Genomic DNA, 21,672 nt, shown 5'->3' with positions numbered 1-21,672 from the left:
ACGCCTGAAACCTCAGGCAGCTTCCTCGCGCGGCAGCGTCCGGCCAATGGACTGCGCAATCAGCACATAGAGCTTGCCGATGTCCGAAGAGAGCAGCACCAGCGCAAAGCTCTCGCCGTCCGGATCCTTCAACACCCGCTTCACCAAAGTCTCGAACTGATCCAGATAGCGCGTCGCTTCCGCCTCGAACTCGCCGTCGTGGGCATAGTGGCGGGCAATCCGCCGTGCCATTTCCTTGTCTGCCAATTTCACCGTAGCGCGCGCAAACAGGCTTCGGTCGCCCTGCAGATAGCGCGCCCAGGCATCCTCGCCCACATCCACGGCCAACAGCTTGGCCACATCCACAGAGGCGCTGTTCAGGCTCTCCACCAGCCGCATCGAGCGCGCCGCCAGCGTATCGCGCGCCCGCACGTCCATCCGCGTATCGACTTCATCGATCCGCGATTCCGTATCGGCGATCACCCGCATCAGATCGATCAGCCGGTTCGTCAGCCGCTCGGAAGCGCCCGTGGCGGCATCGGCGGCCTTTACCGAGGCATCCTCCAGCGCTGCGATCTGCAACCGGATCGGGGCACCGAACGCCGCTTCCGCCTTGGTCGTGGCGAATTCGTCCAGCTTGTGCTCGGCCTCGGCCACCACCGAGGAAAGCAGGCTGTCGATCTCTCCAGAGGTCGCGTTCACGGCCTGGCGCACCTGCATCACATTCTCGACCATCCGCGAGGCCGCCGCGATCGCCGCCTGCTCCGTCGCTTCATGAATTTCGTTCACGGTCGCCCGCGCTGCGTCGAATTTGCCGGCCAGCGTCTCCGACAATCCCACCACTGCGCCATGATCCCGCTCGAAAGCGGCAGCACTGTCGCGCAACAAGGCTGCCTGGCTCTCGATCCGGTCAGCCAGGCTGTCCAGTTGTCCCACCAAGGCGCGTCCACGATCGGAAATCTGCTCCAATCCGCCCGCCAGCTCGGGAATCCGCACATTGGCGCGATCCGCGAAGCTGTCGAACGAAGGCATCAGCCCGGCGATTTCCTGCGCCAGGGAAACAGCGACCTCGTGCCGTGTATGCAAGGCGCTGCCAAGGCCGGCCACTTCCTCCAGCGCCTGCGCTATCGTCTCCGAGGTCGCCCGCTGGCTGCTGCCCGCCTGCTGCTCCAGTTCGGCAAACTTTGCCGCCACTTCGGCCAGCCCGGCGGCGGCATCCTCCTGCATGGCGCGACCCAGTTCCTGCTGCCGGGCGCGCAGCTCTGCCAACCGCTGCTCCACGCTCGAGATGCCGCCTGCAACCTCGGCCTCCAGCTCGGCGCGAACCTCTGCCTGCCGCAGCCGTAGCGTATCCAGCCGGCCTTCCACAGCGGCCACCATCTCGCTCACACCGGCTTCTATCTCGGCGCCCATCGCCTGCTGGCGGCCCTTCAGCGTTTCCAGGCGGCTCTCCAGATCGGTCATGGCATCCGCCATCGCCTGCTGCATCCGGGCAGACTGTTCCTGCTGGTGCGAGCCCAGCGCCAGCAGTTGCCGCTCCATCGCTTCCAGGCTGAGCGCCATCCGCTCCTGCTGCTCCGCCTCGGCCACCCGCTGCCGTTCACCCAGAGAGGCGAGCTGGACCTCAAAGGCCTGCGCGCTAGCATCCGCCTGCGCCACCAGCGCCGCCGAAGCTGCCGACTGCGATTCCCGTAGCGCCGCCAACCGCGCCTCGACGGCAGAAATGCCTGCACCCGCTGCCTCGTGCAGCTGCTGGCTCGCCAGCTGCTGCTCGTGGAACTGCTGCTTCAGCTTGCCCGCCGCCCCCAGCAGCACGTCCAGCCGCTGGCCGATCAGCCGCGTTCCCTCGCTGCCAAAGCCATCCAGCTCCGATCGGGCGCCTTCCACCATCTGCGCCACACTTTGCGATTGCGCCGTCAACGTATCGCCGATGGAGCTGAAGGCCTGCGCCGAACGCTCCAGCACGCCCGTCACGGCCGCATCCAGCGTATAGGCGCGGTTGGCGATGGACTTGGTGGTTTCCGCCGAAGTCTGGTCGATCTGTGCGATCAGGTTCTGCATCGAGGTCACCATGGCTTCGGCCTCGCGCCCGGCATCGCGCCCATGCGATGCCACCTGCGACAGCGACGCCTCGATCGTCTCCAGGTGCCTGCGCGCCTCACTCCCGGCGATCCGCAGGGCAGCTTCCGCTTCATGCGCCTGCGCCGTCAATCCCGGCACCAGCTCCAGCAAGGAGGCGGCCGATTTCCCCATGTCCGCCGAAGACAGGGCCATCGTTCCGGCCGCCACTTCCAGCGACAGCGCGGTAGCCGCCAGCCCTTCGCCTTCCGGTGCAGCGGCGGCGCGCATCCGCTCCACCTTGTCCAGGCAATCCGCCAGCGATCCGTCTATCCGCTGCAGCTGCTCCTCCAGATCGGCGGTGGAACGGATCGCCTGGTCGACGCGGGTCTCCACCTCCTCGATGTCCAGCGACCGTCGACCCAAGGGAATGAAGGCCAACAGCAGCAGCAGCACGATCAGCGGTGGGAAGATCAGGATGGCGCTGGCCGCCAGCCGCGACTGCCCTGGCACCAGCTCGGCACCGACATTGAAACCGGCGGCGATGGACAGCAGCAGCCACAGCAGGCAAACGGCGGCAAGCGCCCATAGCGGCCATTGCCGCCTGGCTTCGAACCCCATTGCCGACTGGTTCATATGTATCGCGCTCCTGCCCGCCGGCTGGGTGGCGGCCACCCCGGCATATGGATACCAGGCAAAGCCTGAGCATCACAAACTCTTGTCCTTGATGCCACTCTTGATACCATATCTGGTGCAGCGCAAGCGCCTGTCATCAGTTGTCCACAGATGGTTGACCCGGCGCGCGGCAACTGGCAGTTGCGCGGCCTCCAAACGCGGTTTGGTGATGCGGGTGTAGCTCAATGGTAGAGCAGCAGCTTCCCAAGCTGAATACGAGGGTTCGATTCCCTTCACCCGCTCCACCACCAGCATACATTGATGATGGCACTTCCTTACCAGTGGCAAGGGCGAGGATTGAGGCAAGTCGTCCGGAAACTTCGATTTCGACGCCCCGAGGCCTGCTGCTTGGGTTGATTGTCACCCGGTCAATCAGTCGTCGGAGGATGGGTGCCGTTTGGATGCGCGTTTCTTCATCTCGGGTCAGGGCGCTGGTAAGCTTGCGGACCTGCTTGCGGTATTCATCCGCCACGCCAGGATGAAGCACGACAACCGGAACGGCATCCAATTCGAGCAATTCGGCATACAGCCGATCTCGTTCCGTTCTGGCGGCGGCCAAAACACCTTTGATCTCCACGAATTCATCTGCGCCATTGGCTATTGCCTCCACTAATCTATTCACTTTGGCCACAGCCTCTTCGTGGCGCTTGCTTGTCCGCCCTCGCCGCCGCGCGCTATCGGCAGACCTGCGAACATATTCTTCATGGTACTCCCGGACAAAGATGCTCACCAATTCGGGATTAAGCATGCGCTCCTGCAAGCCCTCCAGCACCCGACTTTCAAGTTGAGCAGTCCCAATGGTCCGATTGTTGGCGCATCCGCCACCGTTCCGTCGGTTGGCGCAGCCCCACCGGTTAAGTCCAATAATCGTCCACGAGCCACCACAAACGTGACACTGGCAAAGGCCCGATAGCAGATGTCTGGGACGCCTTTGTTGTCGGAAAGGTACGCCAAGAATGCGCTGTCGCCGCGACTGAACTGCGAGCCACAGTTCATCCGGCACTATTTTCAAGCTTGGAACGGGTGCGCTGATCCACTGGCTCTCCGGATTTGGGCGGATGCGTACCTTGCGTGTTCGGGGGTCGGCGACTTTGGTCGTGCGATTGTGCACAAGAACGCCATTGTAGAGGGCGTTCTGCAGCATTCCGTTCCTCCGCTGGCGATCACCATAGATTGTGCTGGCGCGCCAAGGACGACCTCCCGGCCCAGGAATAGCTTCAAGATTGAGCCGCTCAGCGATCTGACGCGGACTTATGTCGGCCGCATACTCTCGGAAAATCCTGCGTACGATTTCGGCCTGCTCTTGATCAATTTCGCGCAGTCCTCTGATCAGGTTTCCGTTTGCGTCGAGCTTGTTTGCCCGACAGTAGCCGAAGGCAATGCCTGCGGGTGCTCGACCAGACCTCACTGCACCGCGCTGGCCTCGCTTTATCTTGCTACCTAATTCTTTGCGAAACTGGGCATCCATCAAGCCCTTAAATGCTGATGTGATTTCAGTGACTTCGCCATCGGATAACGTAAACAGGCGTGCGCCGGCGTAAGTAATCCGTTCGCGAATTGTAAAGGCGTCACCCTGGTGCCGCGCCAAACGATCCGTAGACTCAGCTAAGACCTGGTCAATGCCGCCTCCCTCGACCAAATCAAGTAATGCGTTTAGGCCCGGTCGCGCATTTTCATCGATGCCAGCCGCTCCGCTGATAGCGTGATCGGTGAAGACGTCAATGACCTCCCAGTTTTCGCGATGACACCTGTCCTTGAGCAACTCGATTTGGTCAACGATCGAGCGGCTATTCTGGAGTGTGGAGCTGAACCGGGCGTAGAGGACAGTGCGCACCTTGACGATCCTTTTGACGGTTATGGACGGTATCTCGCGCGGCGCTGGACCGGGCCAGAGCCTTCACCAACTCTATGAGCATCGGATCAGGCTGTTGAGTGGGATGAGAGCTCATCTCTACCTTGCCGGTTCATCAATGGGGACAACGGTGTTCCGGTCAATAAACTCCTCGATTGCGCCATGTGGGACGAATATGCTGTTCCCCACCCTAACGTGGCGAATGAGCCGGTTGGCAATGAGAGTTCGTATCCTGCGCTCCGTCCAACCTAGCCGAGTGGCCAGTGCACGTGGGCTTTCTAACTCAACCATCGATCACTCCTTGGACAAATGGGGCAACAGGTGTATAGAATCGCCAAAGGGCGAATATATATGCCCATGAACGATCTATTGGTATAACATATGAGTCTAAAGGTCAATCGACATGTCGATCGGGAAGAGGATGGCGCAAGTGCGATCGGCGCAGGGGCTGAACCAAGTCGATTTTGCACAGCTGCTCGAGGTCCCCAGCAGCTCATACAAAAATTATGAGCGAGGGGCGTTCGACCCTCCAACGAGCTTGGTGAGACAAATCTGCGAAAGATTCAGTGTCGATGCGAACTGGCTACTTCTTGGCCAACAGCGCCCAAGTGAGGACGAGCTAAATCGCGTTGCAGCCAGCGTAGAGTTTGCCTTTAACTTTTTCGAAGCTCGCGATGAACTGGTGACTGCTCCGAAACTCGTTCGAGCAGTGGCTGTTGTCATGAATCTGCTGGATTCTGATGGAGCAAACGCAGCACAAGCCTTACCCTTACTTAAGCAGGTTTTCTCGGAGTCGGTCTGATGTCTCATAATCCATATCGACAGTTCCTTCGCGATAATGCTAAGCAGTTCGAAACTGCTCTAGGTGTGCACTTTCCAGTCTCGGATGGACTGCCGCAAGAACTGATCCGGTCACTAGACCCTGTTTCCGCCTATCAAGTGCTTGCCTTTAAAATCATCGGATTGATCCCGGCGATTCTCGGCTGCTTGTTGGTATCAATGGTGGGCACTGCGACATTGGCCTTATCAGTTGCCGTCATAACCTTGACAATCGCCTCAGGCGCAATTCTTCATGTTGTTGGGCGCATGGAAGACGTAGTTGGTCTGTGGCGCTGGCGTGGACCTAGTGAGGCGTACTCGGTTAGCCGGCTCCGATTCTTCGGCCAGCAGTTTTACCCCGCAAGAATTTTATATCACCATTGAAGCAAATGGGACGTGCTCGCTGCAATGATCGAAGTGAGATTAGTCCGCCACCGTCCATTTGTCCGCCTCAATTCGCCTTTTCCAGCCCTTGGATCCGCCTATTACCGCATCCGCTATCTCCAGGCTGCGAGGCGTGAATTCAGTTGACAACAATGTGCTGGCACCTGCGCCGAGCTCAGCATAGTCGTCAGCCGCCCAGGAGTTCAGGAAGGCGTGCAGCGTGTGCAATGAGCTGTCATGATCGACGAACTCGATAGTCCAATAGTCGGAATGACGACCGGGGCGCGCAACAATGCTCCGAGCGCCATAATTTTCCCGAAGGCGACGACAGATGTCTTCGACCGACAGATGTCCGCTAACGACGGCTTGGGTTTGCAAACTCATGGCTGGAATCTCCTACTTGGACCTGAAAGGACGATCAATCTCGGGCTTCAGTCTGGCGGCGTGACCGTTCCTTGGCAGTGACTGCTTGGTTTGCTTGCTGTTCTGACATTTTCCTGCTCACCGAACCCGTTCCGGCGCGACGCCTTATTCCGGCAATGGCCCTGTCGAGCTGGTTTACAGTTAGAAGTAGGCTCTGACTGGGCCACAGGTTGTACAGCCGATAGCCGGCCTGGAGCATGAGCTGGGCGTAAACGGTCTCGGCAATCTTCGCGTCCAGTTCGTTGTCATACCGGTCGATCACCGCGAACCGTGCCAGCACGTCCTGCCGCATTAGCGTAAGCGTCCGGTCTGACCCGTGTTGTGCGGATTTCCCTGCTATGTGACCAGCCTGCTTTGAGCGTGTCTTTTGAGCCGCTCAAAGGAGAGCTCATGTCACAGATCGAGATCATAACCCGCGCAGAGCGCTACCGGCGTTGGAGCTATTCCGATCGGGCCCGCATTCTTGCGGAATGTGAAATGCCCGGCGCGATTATCGAGGAGGTCGCCCGCCGCAATGATATTTCTCCGAGCCTGATCCACAAATGGCGAAAACAGCTGCGTGATAGCGCCGCCGAACGTACGGCAGCTACCTTTATCGACTTTGGGACGGTCGAAAACCTCCCCCTCCCACCAGCGGCCGCACCGATGCCCCGAGAAAGTCAACCGATCGGGGTTGCGCATTTGGCAGCGAACGGTTGCATAGAGATATCCTTCCCTGGCGGAGAGTGCCTCACGGTTCGCGGGGAAGTCTCCGAGCTGGCGTTGGTTGGTGTCATCAACGCATTGCGCCATCGCCAATGCTAACTATCGCGCCCGGAACGCGTGTTTTCCTCACTTCGAGGCCGGTAGATATGCGCAAAGGCTTTGATGGGTTGGCCGCGATCGCCAAGCAATTGCTGGCCCAAGACCCGTTCAGCGGGCATCTTTTTCTCTTTCGCGGCAAAACAGGATCGTATCTCAAGGCGCTGTATTGGGATGGATCCGGCATGTGCCTCTACGCCAAGCGTCTGGAGCATGGCCGCTTCGTATGGCCACCACTTGTCGACGGCTATCAAGTCCTCACCCCAGGCCAGCTGGCAACGCTGATCGAAGGAATGGATTGGCGACGCACCGTGTCGCCTTCACCAGCGCGTCGGCCCACACTGATCTAAGCGTGGTCATCCTCAACCGAGGCGACTGGGATTGGTCGTGCCAGCGAGTCCGACCAATTCCACGGCAGCAGTTCTTCCAGGCGGTTCACCGGATGGCCTTCACCGATCCGTGTCAGCACATCCCGCAACCACGCAAACGGGTCGATATCGTTGAGCTTTGCCGTTTCGAACAACGTGTAGAAGAGCGCTGCACGGTCTCCACCCTTGTCAGATCCGGCGAACATCCAGTTCTTACGGCCAAGGGCAACCCGGCGAAGACTGTTCTCCGCACGGTTGTTGTCGGCCTCGAGGCGACCATCGTCGAGAAACACGCTCAGCGCGCGACGGCGTGCTACCGCATAGCGGATTGCTTGTGCCAAGCTGTCGTGGTTCGAAAGGCCGCGCAGCACCTGGTCCGCCCACTCGAAAAATCTCTCGACTTCGTGACGAACTGCAATGCGTCCCGCCGTCCGAACATGGACCGGCTGCCCGCGCAACTCGGCTTCTAATGCGTAGATGTTCTTTACGATTGCCAAGCCTGCGGCTGCTGTCGGAGACTGCCGTTGTTTCCAGACGTCATAGATCTTGCGTCGAGCATGTGCCCAACACGCAACTTCCACTATCTCGCCTGCGGTGGTTCCGTCTCGATACAGCTGATCATAGCCGGCATAGCCATCGGCCTGCAGAAATCCGCTAAAATTCGCGAGATGACTTCGTGGGCGCTCGCCTTTTCGATCAGGCGAGTAATAATATATCGCAGCCGGCGGATCATTTGCTGTCCCTGTCGGCTGCCAGTTCCGGTCGTGCCGAACATATACCCACAGGCGCCCCTGTTTGGTTTTCCCACGACCGGGAACCAGCGTTTGCACCGGTGTATCGTCCGTGTGAATCTTTGCGCCGGCGAACACATGCCGAGCAATCAAATCTGCCAATGGCTGCAGCAGCCACGCGCAATGACCGATCCAGTCCGACATCGTCGAGCGGCTGAGATCAAGGCCCTGGCGAGCATAGATTTCTGCCTGGCGATACAAAGGAAGGTGATCGCAATACTTCGAGATTGCGACGTGTGCCAGGAGCCCCGCTCCGGCCTTACCGCGCGGCACTGGCAAACCTGGCGCCGGCGCCTGACTGATATGATCGCAAGCCTTACAAGCGAACTTCGGCCGCTCGTAGGATTTGACGATCCATTGCGCCGGCACAAAGTCCAGCACTTCCGTGATGTCGGTGCCCAGCAGGCCCATAGACCCGCCGCATTCACCACAATTGTCGCTGTCAGGGGCCGGAATGCTGATCGTCTCGCGCGGAAAATTCGGTGGAATTTTCTGACGCTTTGCGATCCTCTTTTCGCGCTTTGCCCTCTCAGCCTCGACCACGGCTATGGCGGCAGAGTCTCCGGCGATATCCTCGCTGAGATCGGCCTCCATGTCCTCCAGAGAAAGCTCGAGCTGTGCCAGCTGGGCATCGAAACGCTCAGACGATTGCCCGAATTTCATCCGACGAAGTTTGGCGATCTCGGCCTTAATCTTCTCGAGCTCAAGGATCTTCAGCATCAGGCCCGCCTTGGCGGCTTTCAGTTTCTGAAGCGCCTCGTCGCGCTCCCCCTTTGTCCGCTCGAGCTCGTCGCGAAGCGTGTCAATTTCGTTCGCGAAAGCCTGTTGCCGAAGATCATCTTCGTCATCATCGGGGAGCGATTCCATCTGCCCGCCGCGCCCGATTTGAAAACCGTCGTCACGAATTTTCCCGGCAGGATTTTCGGCGAGTTGCGCCTGCAGCATCCGCACCAGACGCTGCAATTCTGCAGGATCTTCAGGCAGGGTTTGCGCGGCCGCGGACATGGATTTTTGATATCGTTTTCCCGCATCACATCCAAGGGTTTTTCGCGCAAAATGCGTGGTCGAAATGGCGTTCGGCAGAGTTATCCACAGAACATTTATGTTACCTTCGTTGAAAGGGTGTCGATATAATTCCAATGGCTTGCCGGATGGTTCCGCAGCAGCTCTGAATTCGATCGCGCCGAGGATGGTAACATAGGAGAGTCTATGGGCAAGGGGGTAGCAGCATACCAGAGGTATCAGAAAAGGCGGAAAATCTGGGAGAAAGGATTTGTTCGATTGAGCTTGGCGGTGGCTGCGAATCAACTTTTTCAAGCAGAGTTTGAGGAGGCAAAATCCACCCTCCGCGACCTCATAAAGCAAACCGGCGGCTACGCTGTCTGTGCGGATTCCGTCGGCATTCCAGAGAAGAGTTTGACGCGAATGCTGGGACCGAAGGGCAATCCCACAACGAAGAATCTGATAGCGATTTTCGTGTCGTTCCAGCAGCGATATAGCGTCACCCTGGAATTCAAGTGATGACTGTCAGGCCTCCATCATCTGCGCGTACAACAGAGCCGGCCTTGTCTCCAAGGCCTATTGAATGGATGTGTGCAGCTTCTGATGTGCCGGCAGGTGTTCAGACGGACGAACGGAGAGAATCCTTGCTGGAGGCGGATGTGATGAACTCCGGCAGGCAGGATAGAGCAACTGCCATGTCGATACAGCGCCTGCGCGGCTGTTTGCAGATGGGGCGGAACCGAAATCGCGCACCGCATCGACTGAGGGGCAGAGTTGGCGATGGCCGCCTCATGATATTGGCCCGCGCTGCGAATTCTCGCGCCCGAGAAAATCATGAATTCAGTGAGCGCGCACCTGTCGGTTCGGCCAAAGCCGAGTCACGCCTTTTCAACGTTCGATCAGTCGGGCATCACGTGGAACAGTAAGAGGGGTCAGCGTGACAGCAAGATCAGGCATTAGGGACAACCGCACCAGGGGAGCCGTCCATCAGTTCATCACCGAACGTGCTACAACGGATAGCCACCTCTCGGTGGTATCGGCCTATTTTACGACATTCGCATATGAAATGCTTCGCCCCACGCTCGACCGGGTTGAGCATATGCGCTTCTTGTTTGGCGAGCCACGATTTCTGAAAGACGCCGATAACGCCAGACTCGTGCCGCCGGCGTTCTCTTTCACAGAGGCCGGATTGCAGCTTACCGAGCAAATCCGACAGCGCGCCGTTGCGCTCCGTTGCGCAAACTGGATTCGGGAGCGTGTCGATATCCGCTCCGTGAAGCGCTCTGGCTTGCTGCACGGTAAACTAGTCCACGTAGACGATGGCCGACGCGCACATGCCTTGGTTGGCAGCTCGAATTTTACAGTTAATGGTCTTGGACTGGGGAAAAACCCAAACATCGAACTCAATCTGGTAGTTGATGGAGATCGCGATCGCGAAGACCTTCTGGCATGGTTCAATGAGCTGTGGACCGACGAAGGTCTGACTGACGACGTAAAGGATGAAGTGCTGAGCGCGCTGGAAGCCAGCTACGCCCATGCTGCTCCTGAGTTCGTGTACTTTAAAACCCTTCTTCATATATTTGGAGATTACCTGGATGAGCAGGCCGAAGAAGATGCACTGTTCGAACAAACGGCGTTCGAGCAGACAGCGATCTGGCAGACATTGTTCGATTTCCAGCGGGACGGCCTTCGTGCCGTGCTATCGAAGCTGGAAAAACACGGTGGCTGCACTCTCGCTGACAGTGTCGGCCTAGGTAAAACCTTCACCGCACTTGGTGTCATTAAGTGGTTTGAAAAACGCAATAAAAATGTGCTGGTGCTTTGCCCCAAAAAACTGCGCGAAAACTGGACCGAGTATCTCGCCGCCAACAACAGCGAATTGAACCCCCTACGGGAGGATCGATTTGGCTATACCGTTCTTTCGCATACGGATCTGTCGCGGGAGCGCGGCAAAGTCGGTGATATCGACTTGTCGCGGATTGAGTGGGGCAACTACGATCTCGTCGTTGTCGATGAATCACATAATTTCCGGAATGCTTCCCGTAACCGCAGCGGGAATGGGCGCAAAACACGATACGAACGGTTGATGGACGACATCATCAAGGCTGGGCCGAAGACCAAGGTCTTGCTGCTCTCCGCTACACCGGTCAACAACGACCTGAGCGACTTGAAGTCCCAACTTGACCTCATTACCGCAGATAACAATGCTGGGTTTGGCGATCTTGGGATTCCCAACCTCTCAGCCCTGATCGGGACCGCTCAGAAGAAGTTCGCAGACTGGACCAAGGGAGAAAGTCGCGATGCCGGTGCGCTTCTGGCATCGCTTCCGCCCGGCCTGTTCGGGCTGCTGGATGGAGTCACGATTGCGCGCTCGCGCGGACACGTCGAACGGCACTATTCCTCATCGATGGAGCGGATCGGCCATTTTCCCCGCCGCGCCGCTCCCGAATCTGTATTTGCCAGTATCGACAACGAAGGTGGCTTTCCGGCCTTCGAAGCGGTTGATGACGCCATCGGCCAACTGGAGTTGGCGCTATATAGCCCGTTGTCCTTCGTCCTCACGCACCATCGCCACCATTACGACACAGGCGGAAATTTCGACCAAGGTAATCGTGAAAAATACCTGATTGCCATGATGAAGTCGGGTTTTCTTAAACGGCTCGAAAGCTCAGTCAGCTCGTTCCGGCTTACAATGGACCGGATGGTCGAGCGAATTGACGGCCGCGTTGCGGAAATCGACGCATTCGATTCCGCCGCAGAAATCGGCGCTCAAATCACTGATGATGATGAACTCGACGAGGAGCTGGAAGAGGCATTCGAAGTAGGGGGAGCATTGAAATACCGTTTGGCTCATATCGATAGGCCAACTTGGAAGGCGGCGCTTCTGCGCGACCGAGACCGTATCGTAGAGCTCGCTGAAGCAGCGCGACAAGTGACACCAACGAGGGACAACAAACTAGACAAGCTAATAGAGATTGTTCGCGCGAAAGCTGCCAGTCCATCGATTAACAGAAATGGGGAAGCAAACCGCAAAATTATCCTGTTCACTGCTTTCACCGACACTGCGCGCTACATTTATGAGGAGCTACTACCCATCGCGAACGAGTGCGGAATAGAGGCGGCCTTGGTCACTGGGTCCGACTGCAAGGCAACGTTCGGGAAGGCGCAATTCCAGGATATTCTCGTTAATTTCGCCCCACGCGCAAAGCAGCGCTATAGCATGAAAAAGGCTGACCAGAGCCGCGAGATCGATTTGTTGGTCGCCACCGACTGCATTTCAGAAGGACAGAATCTGCAAGATGCAGATCTGTTGGTAAATGTCGACATTCATTGGAATCCCGTGCGCCTCATTCAGCGCTTCGGACGAATCGATCGCATCGGCAGTCTTAATGATGAAATCCGCATGATCAATTTCTGGCCGACCGAGGAACTCAACAAATATTTGCGCCTTAAGGGTCGGGTCGAAGCACGAATGAAGCTGGTCGATTTATCCGCAACCGGCGACGACGACATCCTGGACAAGCGCGCCAAGGCGGACGGTGATGCGCGTTGGCGCGACGAGCAGCTGCAACGCCTGAAGGATGAGGTTTTCGATCTCGAGGAAGCCGGAGGAGGCGTGACGTTAGCGGATTTCGCGCTCGACGATTTCCGCGCCGACCTGCGCGATTTTGCCCGCGCCAACGAACAGGCGTTGCGCGACGCACCGCTTGGTCTCCACGCTATCGTTCCGAAAGAAATTGAGGGCGGTGCGATAGAACCGGGGGTCATCTTCTGCCTGCGTCGCCGACCCGCCGATCCTGATCCCGCGCAGGCCCAGATAAACCCGCTCGATCCCTACTATCTGGTCCATGTGAAGGACAGTGGCAGTATCGCCCGCGGCTTTGCCCAACCCAAGGCGATCCTGGAGGCATGGCGCTCGCTCAGCGTAGGACATGCCGAGCCCTTCGAGGCTCTTTGCCAATCATTCGACGATGAAACTGACCAGGGGCAGAAGCTCGAGCACTACGACAGACTGATCGAAGCTGCTGTCGCTTCCATCGGGACGACCACTGCATCACGCAGCCTTTCCGCTTTGATGGGCGGACGGGCAGCCCGTGTGCCTGACGAAAGGGCCCAAGCGCGCGCCAATTCCGGTTATGATCTCATCACTTGGCTTATCGTTCGCCCGGGGAGCACGGTATGACGGTGTCCGCCACCAGTCTGGACAACGCCGTGCGCGCATTTGCAGCTTTGCCACTCGAACAGGCGGGATGCGAATTGCTCGGGACACTCGGGTATCGGAGCGCCAAGACCATCGCTCTTGACGGCAAACCTGAGGCGTTCGCCCGGGAAGTTGATCACGACGGCAAACTCGCGGACGACGCGGCATTTTTCGACAAGTGGCGCGAGGTTCGCTTCCTCTTCCAGCTCACCAATGACGAAATACCGATGCTCGGTCGTCCACAACCCGGCTTTGACATGACAGAGCGCTTTGGTCGCAGCATAGTGGATAGCTTCGTCTTTCTCGCCATCGAGCTTGAGGGCGAAGCGTGGAAGCGTACGCAGCTTGCCAGCATCACGCGCACAGTGAATGCTCTTTTCCCGATGCCGGTCATCATTCTGTTCCGGCACGGAAAGCACTTCTCCCTCGCTGTCAGCGAGAGGCGTCAGCACAAGCGAGATGCAAACCGCGATGTGCAGACCGGTCGGATTTCGATTGTCCTGAATGTTTCCACCGCGCGGCCCCATCGCGGCCATCTCGCTATTCTCGCGAAGCTCGACTGGCAGGCCATGCGGTCGCGGCCGTCCAACTTCGATGACCTTTATGAAGGATGGCAGGCCGCACTCTCAACGAAAACCCTGAACGAGGCCTTCTATAAGGAACTCAGCAACTGGTTCTTCTGGGCGCGTGGGCAGGTTACCTTCCCCGAGGGCGCTGGCAGCAAAACCGAAGTGCCCTTGATCCGCCTGCTGACGCGGGTGATCTTCTGCTGGTTCATCAAGGAACGCGGCCTCATCCCAGATGCGCTCTTCCGTCTGGAGGATGTGCGCCAGCTGCTGAAAGCAGACCCGGGCACAAAGCCGGAAGACGGAAACTACTATCGCGCCGTCCTGCAAAATCTGTTTTTCGCCACGCTCAACACGGAAATGGGCGAGGGCCGCAAATGGCGTTCAACGAACACCAGTGGCGGGCAGGACGGGCATTTCATGGTGCACAGCGTCTATCGCTACCATGATCTGTTTGTGAACGCGGAGTTGGCGCTGGACCTGTTCCGCAAGGTGCCCTTCCTGAACGGCGGGCTTTTCGAATGCCTCGATCGTGAATTGACCGAGCGAGATCTGGCCCAAAATCCCGGCCTCAAGGGCGTCAGCGACGGCAAGCAATTGCGCATTGATGGCTTTTCGGATCGACCGAAAAATCCGCTGCACGTGCCAAACCGCGTGTTTTTCGGCGCGCCTGAGGACGTCGATCTCAACGCAATCTATGAGACGAAGGGCAAACGCTACACTGCGCGCGGCCTTTTCACTTTGTTCGACGATTATGTTTTCACCGTCGAGGAAAACACATCGGCCGAAGAAGAGGTGGCGCTGGATCCTGAGCTGCTAGGCAAGGTGTTTGAGAACCTGCTGGCCAGCTACAACGAGGAAACGAGCACCACCGCGCGCAAGAAGTCGGGCGCCTTTTACACCCCACGTTACGTTGTCGATTACATGGTGCGCGAAACACTGGCACATCAGCTTGTCCCGGCGTTGCGCTCGGCACGATCACCCGGCGCGTCCGGCCTGCGCCCACGTGAGCAAGCGCTCAATCTTGGACCGGCACCTGGCGAGCTTGCGATGGATGGCGGCGGTGCGAAATCCGCTGACGCCATTACAGACAATGCTCCCGCCCAAATCCGGGCCCTTCTAGATCCCCGCGTCGAGGCCCCTGCATTCAGTGAAACCGAGGCGAAGGCGATTGTTGTAGCCATTGAAGATCTGAAGGTGCTGGACCCCGCCTGCGGTTCAGGCGCATTTCCGATGGGAATGTTGCAGGCGCTGATGGATGCGCTGAGACGGTTGGACCCAGACAATAGCAAGTGGAAGGCAGCCCTGCGCGCGCCATTGGAGCGGCGCCTCGCCGATGCCCGTAACTATGATGTCACCCGGCGCGAGGCGGAGCTGGAGGAGGCTGAAGCGGCGATCAAGGCGTTTGACGAGGAATTCGCTGACAACGAGCTTGCCGATTATGTCCGCAAGCTGCACCTGATCGAAAAATGCCTCTATGGCTCGGATATTCAGCCGATCGCCATCCTGATCGCCAAATTGCGCTTTTTCATCAGCCTTGCCGTCGAACAGAAGCCACACAAGGGTAGGCCCAATCTGGGCATCAAGCCGCTGCCCAACCTTGAAACCAAGCTGGTGGCCGCCAACAGCCTGATTCCGCTGGAACGTCCGGAGCAAGGAAACCTATTTGCCAACCCGCGGATCGGGGACCTGGAACGCCAAATCGAGGATGCGACCCAACGCCACTTTGGTGCACGCACCATGCGAACCAAACGCAAGTACCGCGACTTGATATTGGGTTACCGCGACGAACTGTCCGAAATCCTCGAGACCGAACACTCGCTGCCATATGAGGATGCCAGGAAAGCTGCGGCCTGGAACCCCTTCGACCAGAATGCCAGCGCGCCCTTCTTTGACCCCTTGTGGATGTTCCAGCTCCACGACGGTTTCGACATCGTGATCGGCAATCCGCCCTATGTGCGGCAGGAAAAGATCACCGAACAGAAGCCGGCGCTGCAGAAATTCTATGGGGAAAAGGGCAAGAAGGGCCTTCCGCAAGGCAGCTATGCCGGCACGGCGGATCTGTTTGTCTATTTTATCGAACGCGGCATCCGCTTGCTGAAGCCGGGCGGCACCTTCGGCTACATTACGTCGAACAAATGGTATCGAGCCAAATATGGGGAGAATCTGCGGCATTGGTTCACCGTGAACGCAAAGGTTCAAACGCTGATCGATTTTGGCGATGCCGATGTGTTTGATGCCATTGCCTATCCCACGATTCTGATCGCCCAGCGGCGCGCTGATCCCGGGCCTATGCCAAAGGATCGCTTCCGCGCGCTCAATTGGCAGGATCTTGGCGACAGTGCAGAGATTGAGCAGTTTCCGCTGCTGGTGGAGCGAGCTGGCTTCGACATGCCGCAATCTGCGTTGGAGCGTGGTGGTTGGCAGATCGAGCCGACCGTCAAGCGCGACCTGCTCGCCCGCATCCGCGCCGCCGGCGTGCCACTGGGCGACTATGTTGAGGGGCGGTTCTATTATGGAATCAAGACCGGCTACAACGATGCCTTCGTCATCGACGGTGCTACCCGCGCAAAATTGATCGCCGCCGACCCAAACAGCGCCGATATCATCAAACCATTCCTGCGCGGCCGCGACATCAAGCGTTGGCGGACGGAGCCACAGGATTTGTGGCTGATCAAGATCGAGTCTTCTGCCAACAAGAAGCACCCGTGGTCGCGCTTGCCGGATAACGAGGCCGAACGGATTTTCGCCAAAACTTGGCCTGCCATACATCACTGGTTTGAGGGCCACCGCGCCGCGCTGATTAAGCGTTACGATAAGGGCCAGTACTTCTGGGAACTCCGTGCATGCGCGTATTGGGAGGCGTTCGCGGAGTCGAAAATCTATTACCCTGACATCTATGAACACCAGAGCTTTGCTTGGGATGCCGATGGCATGCATGCTGGAAACACGGCCTACTTTATTCCGACCGGCGAACGCTGGATGTGCGCAATTCTTAACAGCAATATAGTTGAATGGTATTATCGGCAGGTATCTAACGCGATCAGAGGCGGGTATTTGCGCGCATTTTCAGAAGTAATGCAATATGTCCCGATCGCACGCGCAACAGGTGCACAACAGAAATTGATCGATGTTTTGGTCTCCGCTCTCTCGGTAGATCGAATTTCAGCTCTGGAGCAGCTTCTCAATGGCTTCGTGTACGAACTCTATTTCCCGGATGATCTACACGCCCGCACCCTTCGGCTGTTCGATGCAGCCGCCGCCGGGCTGAATGCGCTGGCCAATCTGGAAGGCGCCCCTCTTATCCAGGCCGCTGAAGTCTTCGCCCGCACCCACCTCGCTCCCGGCCAACCATTGCGCATGATGCTTTCCGATCTCCAGACGCTGGACGCGGTGCGGATTATCGAGGGCAAAGAAGCGTGAACGGAGAGGTTCCGCCCGAAGAAGCTGTGCCCGAAGCCGCTGCAGCTGGTTCTCCTCCTTCGCCGCCAAGGCTCAAGACTCTCACGCTTCGGAACTTTCGTGCCTTCCCCGGCCCTGCGGCGGTTCCTGTTCCGCTGGGTGGCAGGAACGTCGCGATCTTCGGTGAGAATGGCTCGGGCAAGTCGACCATATTTCACGCGCTTGACGGCTTCTTTTCCGTTGCCGAGAACAGCAAGCCTTCGCGTCGTCAGCGCCTTGAAAACAATGTGAATTTGTTCAGTAGTCTCGGCATTTCCGAGACTTGGGTTGAGGCCGAGTTCGACGATGGGAGTGTTGAACGTTGGGATAAGGATCGGCACCCTTGCGATCCGGGTGGAGGTTTGAGTGAACGCGTTTTTGCTGCCGGCTATCGCAAGGCATTTCTTGATTATCGCGCGTTGCTGGAAACCAATTTCCGACATAGCGGTGGTGCCATAAACCTGTTCGACATCTGTGTTCAAACCGTACTCCGGGACTACCGGACAGCGCATGATGGATCGGAGGCGACAATCCGCGATCTGTGGTTTGTGTTAAGGAAGCATATCAGCCCGCCGCGCGGAGATTTGACCGTTGGACGGGACGACGCGGAACGCAATTATTATCGCACAAGCTTCAATACCGGCATTGGCGAAGCATTAGATGCAATGGTTCCGTTCGTGAACGAGATGCTGAAGGCGCTTGGTTGGGACGATATTGAAGTCGAACGTTTCGAGTTTCAGCGCCTGACATATAACACCGAGTGGCCGCTTAAACACCGTGACTTCGATGGTAAATCCATCAAGCCAGTCGTCAAATTCAACGGTGAGGAATTGGCTTCGCCACACCTCTCGTTGAACGAAGCACGCCAATCAGCTCTGGCATTGGCTATATACTTCGCAGGCAGAAAGCTGTGTGCGGCCACAACGCTTGCCGACGTGCCGAAGATCATGGTTCTCGACGATGTTATCGTCAGCTTGGATCAATCGAACCGTCTCCCAATCCTGAACCTGTTGGCGGAGCAGTTCCGGGAGTGGCAGATCATTATCCTGACACATGACAGGCTGTGGTTCGACATGACGCGCAGCTATCATCGGCGGCATAAGGCAGACAAGTTTTGGAACTACCTTGAAATTCATGCTGGGTCCAACTTGCAGACACCGCCGACGCCGCTGCCCGTCAGTTCCAGCTCTCCATCCGATGCGCTGGACTTGGCCAAAACATTTCTAAACCAAGGCCATATCAACGCCGCCGGCAACGCCGTTCGAATTTCCGCCGAGCGCACTCTGCGGGAGTTCTGCGAGGTCAAGAGCGTTCCGGTTCGCTACAAGGTGGATTCCGAGAAAGTGGCATTCAGCGATTTGATGTCAGCCGTAAAATCCTGGAGTAATTCTAGTGCGAATGGACAATATAATGAGATTTTAGAACATCTTCAGATGTACACAGAGATACTTCTCAATCGGCTATCGCATGGCGGCACGAGTTCCTTGGAGAGATATGAAGTGCAGGGTGCCATCGTGGCGGTCGATGCGCTCATGTTCGCATTGAAGGCACTTTCCACCTCGGAAATGAAGCAACGGAAAGCAGCGGCAAGCTGATGCCCATCCGAAATGCCCTTTGGACAGTTAGCAACGCGCCCCAAGCCTTGCCCGAAGCCCGGCTGCCAAGCGAGCGCGTGTTGGAAGACATGATCGTCGCTGCACCGCGAATCCTCTCCGACGAATGGATGTTGATCGGTCGGCAGGAACGTACCGGATTGGGCGGCATCGTCGACCTGCTCGGCATTGCCCCAGATGGTGCCTTGGTGTTGATTGAGCTGAAGCGCGACCGCACACCGCGCGAAGTGGTTGCTCAGTCCATCGATTACGCTTGCTGGGTCGAAGAGTTGGGCGCCGATGACATTGCGGCAATCTACGGGCGCTTTGCTCCCACGCGCGACCTTGCTGCAGATTTTCAGGCGCGTTTCGGTCAACCGCTGGACGAAGACACCATAAACGATAGCCATCAGATCGTTATCGTCGCCACCCAACTTGATGACAGCAGCGAGCGGATCGTCAGCTATCTCAACAAGCGCAATATTGCGATCAACGTACTTTGCTTTCAGGTTTTCGAGCTCGATGGGCAAAAATTACTGAGCCGGTCTTGGCTGCTCGACCCCGTGCAAACTCAAGTACAAGCAGCCACGGCGCCCACGCGCGGCCCGCGTGAGCGTGAACCCTGGATAGGCGAATTCTACGCATGCTTCGGGCACAGCGAAGCGCGTGATTGGGACGAGGCGCGCAAGTTCGGCTTCATATGCGCCGGTGGCGGGAGCTGGTATAGCAATACCCTGAACCTTCTAAACGCAGGCGACAGGGTATGGGTGAAGGCGCCGGGCTACGGATTTGTTGGTGTCGGCGAAGTGACTGGCCCGCGCGAACCGATCACCGACTTCAGGGTTGCAACCGCGCAAGGTGAACATTCGGCGCTGGAGGTGCTTCACGGAGGCAATTACCATCGCGAATTCATCGATGATCCAGTGCGGATGGAGTATTTCGTCCCGGTTCGATGGATCCACTCGGTGCCACTCGATCAAGCTGTGAACGAGATCGGGCTGTTTGGTAATCAGAACACAGTGTGCAAGCCAACCACACCGAAATGGCGCACAACAGTTGAACGCCTGAAGGAACGCTGGGGGCTGTAAATACAGGCTCGTATCGCCTGCTTCCGGTGAGCGTGCCAGTCGGCCACCTGCAAGACGGCGCTGCCCGGACGCTTACGCATTAGCTGCCTCATGCGCCCACAAACCAGATGATCGTCGAGCTTTTTGAGAGCTGCCCGTCGGTAGTGTTTCTCAACTCTCCGTCCAACGTTCGAGGACATTCCGACATAAATCGGGAGAGCTTCAAACTGACCAACCGGATCAATATGGGTTGGATCAAGGATGACGTAGATGGCGAATGCAGCACCTTCTGCTTGCTGATGCACCCGGTCGGTGACCTCCCTTACTGCTCCCCTCAGATGCGGTGGAATGTAGTTTCTCTGATACAAGTTAGCCTCCTCATGACTGGCGTTTCAGTCACGGAGCTCCCTCTCTCCTCTCTTCGTCTGTCTCTCGCAGAAGCGGTTCAAAGTGTCCCGTTGCGGAAATGCCTCCAACCGCTATGTTGAACCCAATGTCCGGTGCGTCCCGGCAGGGAGGCTTAGCAACCTCAAGGCGTAGCAGCCGGTCGACTTTTTCATGTCGGCCGGGTGGCCGTCACGTATGTCCAGGGCTTCGCCTAAAGGTGGCGGCGCTCTGTGCTACGCAGGGTTGCTAACACCCGGCTACGGGCCGTCCCGATATCGGGAGCCTGTCATGCACACGAAACTCCAGTCCCTCATTTTGATCGTTGCGCTCACAACGGCGACTTCGGCGTCGCCATCAGATCGGGAACCATTGGCAGCCATGCTCGATCGGGTTGGAGGGGAGCCCCTTCCAGCACCTGAAGATGCAAAGAACGAGTCCGGGCTTCGGCCGCTCCTGTGGCCCGTGCGCGAAGTACCGCAGTTTGTAGTGGGATCCCGGTACTTTGCTGAAAAGCGGCTGTCCGATGGAACCGCCACCGCGGAGCAAGCTCGAAAGCTATTTGCTGAGCAGTGCCTCGCTGAAGGCGGCCGAATGGAACCGGCCGAGAGCAATGCAGCCAAAATGTTCGCCGATTGGGCCACGACCGATCGATTGCCGACGACGCGGCAATACAAGCACCGGTGGCTGTCCATTACTGGCCTTTGCACAACGGGGCCGGACCGGTTTCTAGGTGGGTTTTATGCTGCAATCTTCGATACAACCGGAGTGGCAACGGACGGGGATATCGGTAGCCGTGTCATGATGAGGGCATTTCCTATCAAGACCCTGACAACCATTTACATTTTCCAGGGCGAACAGATCACAAGGCAATGGCAAAATGCAAAATTCGATGAACAGCACCGGGCTGCACGTCTGCGAGCCGACCATGCGGAAGAAGTAAAGCTGACTGCCGAATTGCGAGGTGGCGTAAAAGTTGGGTCTGAAACCAACTGCGGAACGGTGATCGAAGTCCGGCCTCCGCTAGTCCAGATCGCCGTTCCGGCGACCATGCAAACACCGAACGGTCAGGCGACATTCTGGTCTCGCATAGATCGACTGGTGCCCCATGGCTTTGGCGCCTTGTGTAGTTTTGGTCTGTGTGTCCGTCGTCAGAACATTCGGCACAACTCGCGGCGTAGATTAGCGGAGTGCGGACCTCGTCAGGGGGTTGATGTTAGGCGGCGAACTTGCGGTGCTGCAAGCGCCGATGTTCGATGGTCTGTCGCT

Annotated in this window: 15 protein-coding genes, 1 tRNA gene and 1 pseudogene; 12 read left to right on the top strand and 5 right to left on the bottom strand. The window is 57.7% G+C overall.

Going from position 1 to position 21,672, the window contains the following annotated elements; translation table 11 throughout:
• Nucleotides 1-12 precede the first annotated feature (12 nt).
• On the bottom strand, nt 13-2,673 hold the full coding sequence (locus IM784_RS09565) for a coiled-coil domain-containing protein (protein ID WP_199555110.1): 2,661 nt from the start codon (nt 2,671-2,673) through the stop codon (nt 13-15).
• 210 nt (nt 2,674-2,883) lie between these two features.
• Between IM784_RS09565 and IM784_RS09560 the strand changes: the two genes are divergently transcribed.
• Together IM784_RS09560 and IM784_RS17205 are read left to right on the top strand one after the other, a co-directional pair.
• Nucleotides 2,884-2,957: transfer RNA gene (locus IM784_RS09560), tRNA-Gly, on the top strand.
• A gap of 152 nt (nt 2,958-3,109) precedes the next feature.
• Nucleotides 3,110-3,325, top strand: a complete 216-nt coding sequence (locus IM784_RS17205; RefSeq protein ID WP_235976929.1) for a hypothetical protein — start codon at nt 3,110-3,112, stop codon at nt 3,323-3,325.
• A 204-nt stretch (nt 3,326-3,529) separates the two neighbouring features.
• Here the strand turns inward: IM784_RS17205 and IM784_RS17200 are convergent.
• Nucleotides 3,530-4,546 (bottom strand): annotated as a pseudogene (locus IM784_RS17200) (recombinase family protein); the annotation flags it as partial.
• Between the two features lie 421 nt (nt 4,547-4,967).
• Here IM784_RS17200 and IM784_RS09550 point away from each other — a divergent pair.
• Both IM784_RS09550 and IM784_RS09545 read left to right on the top strand, forming a co-directional pair.
• A complete protein-coding gene (locus IM784_RS09550) occupies nt 4,968-5,366 on the top strand; it encodes a helix-turn-helix domain-containing protein (protein ID WP_199555109.1) in 399 nt (132 codons plus the stop codon).
• A complete protein-coding gene (locus tag IM784_RS09545) occupies nt 5,366-5,767 on the top strand; it encodes a hypothetical protein (protein WP_199555108.1) in 402 nt (133 codons plus the stop codon). The genes IM784_RS09550 and IM784_RS09545 overlap by 1 nt, the downstream gene beginning before the upstream one ends.
• Nucleotides 5,768-5,806: 39 nt before the next feature.
• Here the strand turns inward: IM784_RS09545 and IM784_RS09540 are convergent, their stop codons facing one another.
• Entirely contained in the window at nt 5,807-6,151 is a 345-nt protein-coding gene (locus IM784_RS09540) for a hypothetical protein (protein WP_199555107.1), read from the bottom strand.
• A gap of 34 nt (nt 6,152-6,185) precedes the next feature.
• The gene (locus tag IM784_RS09535; protein WP_199555106.1) at nt 6,186-6,482 is read right to left on the bottom strand and encodes a hypothetical protein; all 297 of its coding nucleotides are present in this window, start codon (nt 6,480-6,482) and stop codon (nt 6,186-6,188) included.
• A 98-nt stretch (nt 6,483-6,580) separates the two neighbouring features.
• On the opposite strand from IM784_RS09535, the gene tnpA reads away from it, so the two are divergent.
• Nucleotides 6,581-6,994, top strand: coding sequence for an IS66-like element accessory protein TnpA (gene tnpA, locus IM784_RS09530; protein ID WP_199555105.1), 414 nt, complete (start codon nt 6,581-6,583; stop codon nt 6,992-6,994).
• Nucleotides 6,988-7,341: an IS66 family insertion sequence element accessory protein TnpB gene (tnpB, locus tag IM784_RS09525; RefSeq protein WP_199555104.1), complete on the top strand. Its 354-nt coding sequence runs from the start codon at nt 6,988-6,990 to the stop codon at nt 7,339-7,341. The genes tnpA and tnpB overlap by 7 nt, the downstream gene beginning before the upstream one ends.
• On the opposite strand, the gene tnpC is transcribed toward tnpB, so the two are convergent.
• Nucleotides 7,338-8,870, bottom strand: a complete 1,533-nt coding sequence (gene tnpC / locus IM784_RS09520) for an IS66 family transposase (RefSeq protein WP_408015291.1) — start codon at nt 8,868-8,870, stop codon at nt 7,338-7,340. The two genes, tnpB and tnpC, sit on opposite strands and share 4 nt — an antisense overlap.
• A gap of 561 nt (nt 8,871-9,431) precedes the next feature.
• Between tnpC and IM784_RS09515 the strand changes: the two genes are divergently transcribed.
• From IM784_RS09515 to IM784_RS09490, 6 genes are all read left to right on the top strand, one after another.
• On the top strand, nt 9,432-9,671 hold the full coding sequence (locus tag IM784_RS09515; RefSeq protein ID WP_199555102.1) for a hypothetical protein: 240 nt from the start codon (nt 9,432-9,434) through the stop codon (nt 9,669-9,671).
• A gap of 418 nt (nt 9,672-10,089) precedes the next feature.
• Nucleotides 10,090-13,335, top strand: a complete 3,246-nt coding sequence (locus tag IM784_RS09510; protein WP_199555101.1) for a helicase-related protein — start codon at nt 10,090-10,092, stop codon at nt 13,333-13,335.
• The gene (locus tag IM784_RS09505; RefSeq protein ID WP_199555100.1) at nt 13,332-17,342 is read left to right on the top strand and encodes an Eco57I restriction-modification methylase domain-containing protein; all 4,011 of its coding nucleotides are present in this window, start codon (nt 13,332-13,334) and stop codon (nt 17,340-17,342) included. The genes IM784_RS09510 and IM784_RS09505 overlap by 4 nt, the downstream gene beginning before the upstream one ends.
• Nucleotides 17,339-18,955 (top strand): AAA family ATPase, encoded by a 1,617-nt coding sequence (locus tag IM784_RS09500; RefSeq protein WP_199555099.1) that lies wholly within the window; start codon nt 17,339-17,341, stop codon nt 18,953-18,955. Before IM784_RS09505 ends, IM784_RS09500 begins: the two co-directional genes overlap by 4 nt.
• An 80-nt stretch (nt 18,956-19,035) precedes the next feature.
• A complete protein-coding gene (locus IM784_RS09495) occupies nt 19,036-20,040 on the top strand; it encodes an endonuclease NucS domain-containing protein (protein ID WP_199555098.1) in 1,005 nt (334 codons plus the stop codon).
• Nucleotides 20,041-20,694: 654 nt separating this feature from the next.
• A partial coding sequence (locus tag IM784_RS09490; RefSeq protein ID WP_199555097.1) for a hypothetical protein occupies nt 20,695-21,672 on the top strand: 978 nt, incomplete at its 3' end.

Origin of the sequence: Sandaracinobacteroides hominis (genome assembly GCF_016464365.1) — a bacterium.
Classification (GTDB): Bacteria; Pseudomonadota; Alphaproteobacteria; order Sphingomonadales; family Sphingomonadaceae; genus Sandaracinobacteroides; species Sandaracinobacteroides hominis.
This window is presented reverse-complemented; position numbering and strand designations above follow the sequence as displayed.

Excerpts from the sequence above, each read along its gene's own strand:
- IM784_RS09540 (WP_199555107.1), bottom strand. The coding sequence starts at position 6,151 with ATGAGTTTGCAAACCCAAGCCGTCGTTAGCGGACATCTGTCGGTCGAA.
- tnpC (WP_408015291.1), bottom strand. The coding sequence starts at position 8,870 with ATGCTGAAGATCCTTGAGCTCGAGAAGATTAAGGCCGAGATCGCCAAA.
- IM784_RS09545 (WP_199555108.1), top strand. The coding sequence starts at position 5,366 with ATGTCTCATAATCCATATCGACAGTTCCTTCGCGATAATGCTAAGCAG.
- tnpB (WP_199555104.1), top strand. The coding sequence starts at position 6,988 with ATGCTAACTATCGCGCCCGGAACGCGTGTTTTCCTCACTTCGAGGCCG.
- tnpA (WP_199555105.1), top strand. The coding sequence starts at position 6,581 with ATGTCACAGATCGAGATCATAACCCGCGCAGAGCGCTACCGGCGTTGG.
- IM784_RS09565 (WP_199555110.1), bottom strand. The coding sequence starts at position 2,673 with ATGAACCAGTCGGCAATGGGGTTCGAAGCCAGGCGGCAATGGCCGCTA.
- IM784_RS09535 (WP_199555106.1), bottom strand. The coding sequence starts at position 6,482 with ATGCGGCAGGACGTGCTGGCACGGTTCGCGGTGATCGACCGGTATGAC.
- IM784_RS09505 (WP_199555100.1), top strand. The coding sequence starts at position 13,332 with ATGACGGTGTCCGCCACCAGTCTGGACAACGCCGTGCGCGCATTTGCA.
- IM784_RS09550 (WP_199555109.1), top strand. The coding sequence starts at position 4,968 with ATGTCGATCGGGAAGAGGATGGCGCAAGTGCGATCGGCGCAGGGGCTG.